Source organism: Limnofasciculus baicalensis BBK-W-15 (assembly GCF_024178385.1).
In the GTDB taxonomy this organism is placed as follows: domain Bacteria; phylum Cyanobacteriota; class Cyanobacteriia; order Cyanobacteriales; family Coleofasciculaceae; genus Limnofasciculus; species Limnofasciculus baicalensis.
Map to the genome: position 1 here is coordinate 1 of NZ_JAMZMM010000683.1, position 1462 is coordinate 1462.

At 39.3% G+C, this 1462-nt stretch carries 2 protein-coding genes; one reads left to right on the forward strand and one right to left on the reverse strand.

All coding sequences use genetic code 11. The features are described from left to right. Positions 1–113 precede the first annotated feature (113 nt). Positions 114–500, forward strand: coding sequence for a response regulator (locus tag NJ959_RS29440; protein ID WP_254015309.1), 387 nt, complete (start codon positions 114–116; stop codon positions 498–500). A gap of 134 nt (positions 501–634) precedes the next feature. On the opposite strand, the gene NJ959_RS29445 is transcribed toward NJ959_RS29440, so the two are convergent. Next, positions 635–1027: a hypothetical protein gene (locus NJ959_RS29445; RefSeq protein WP_254015310.1), complete on the reverse strand. Its 393-nt coding sequence runs from the start codon at positions 1025–1027 to the stop codon at positions 635–637. Between the last annotated feature and the right edge of the window lie 435 nt (positions 1028–1462).

The window sequence follows — 1462 nt, forward strand, 5'->3', positions numbered from 1 at the left end:
CCCTTCACCCTTCAATCTTTACAATATCTTTACCTTATTTCATCAAGTCTTCATATACAATCGTTGTCAGATCACTTTCAATAGTGATAGAGATAGTCAGGAGCAGGTGATTTATGGATGCAGTACTGGTGGTAGATGATGATAGGATTCAACGTCTAATTATCTCCAAAATCCTCAAAAGCGTAGGATTAAGGGTAATTGTCGCTAGCAATGGCGTTGAAGCCCTAGAGCAGGTGCGTCAGCATTCCCCTTCTCTGGTTATCCTGGATATGCTTATGCCAGGGATGAATGGCACTGAAGTGTGTAAAAAGCTAAAAGCTGATGAGAAAACTCATCGGCTACCTGTCGTGATGTACTCTGGACAAGAACGAGAATTTGGTTCCTACTGGCAGAAGTCTAACAGTGCAGATGCCTACCTCTCCAAGCTTTGCCGCCCTCAAGCTCTAATCGATACAGTTACGGGATTGTTAAACTTATCCAGGTACTATTGTGCCAGTTAGTTATTGCTTATTGGTTATTAGTTATTGGCAAGAGAGCTAATCGCCTTGACAGGGGAGATGCCTGTTAGAAAACAAATAACCAACCAAAAATAAACTACAAACGACAAACAACCAAAAACAAACAACAAAAACAACTAATCCCAATTCAAGGGAGTCAATTCCAACGGCGCTAAACAATCAATCCCATCTAAAACTCGAAGCAGCCAGTTATTGAATTGTACGATATTATTAACGCCGAGCCAGTGTACGACAAAACCTTCCTTAATTAACTCGTAACTCAGCTTGTCTACCTGATAGTGTGGCGCTTCACCATAGAGAATGACTCCCGGCTTAACACCGCACATTGAAGCTAAGGTGTTTGCTTGTTGTAGATCAACTGCTTCGTAGTGGCTAGGTAACAGAGTATAACTTCCGTTTACTAGCAAGCCAATTCGATTTCCAAACCTCAAACTAATCCATTGCTCTGGTGGGGAAATCCATTTCAAGAATTCTTTAATAGCCCACTCGTCTAAGATGGTTTGAGACATTGGCGTAGTAGTATAGGTCAACTGATTGCAGGATAAAGTGTGGAGCATGAATTATAATTTTATCCTTATATCCGTCCCAACTTAATTTCTAGCAACAAGGCTCACCTCCCTTTTACACCCAAGCAACTATTTGTACTTGGTGACATATACTATTTATTGTCTTACCTCCGTAAATGGCATCTCCTAGATTTCTGTATTTCTTGAAGAAGGACAATTTATCCCCGATTATACCTTAAGTTGATCTCTAGATATAAAATGTTACAATTGTAACATTTTATCGAGAATAACCAAGAAATTAGTATTTTAAATTCTTGGCGGTACTCTATTGTATATAAATCTGGCATCAATATTAAAAATTGCCATATCGCCACCGCAGTAGAGCAAAATTTTATTACCAGTCACAGGAGATTGCAGGTTTATGAAGTGCTGTATTAT

Bases quoted from the DNA above. Each gene is read 5' to 3' on its own strand.
- NJ959_RS29445 (WP_254015310.1), bottom strand. From the start codon at position 1,027: ATGTCTCAAACCATCTTAGACGAGTGGGCTATTAAAGAATTCTTGAAA.
- NJ959_RS29440 (WP_254015309.1), top strand. From the start codon at position 114: ATGGATGCAGTACTGGTGGTAGATGATGATAGGATTCAACGTCTAATT.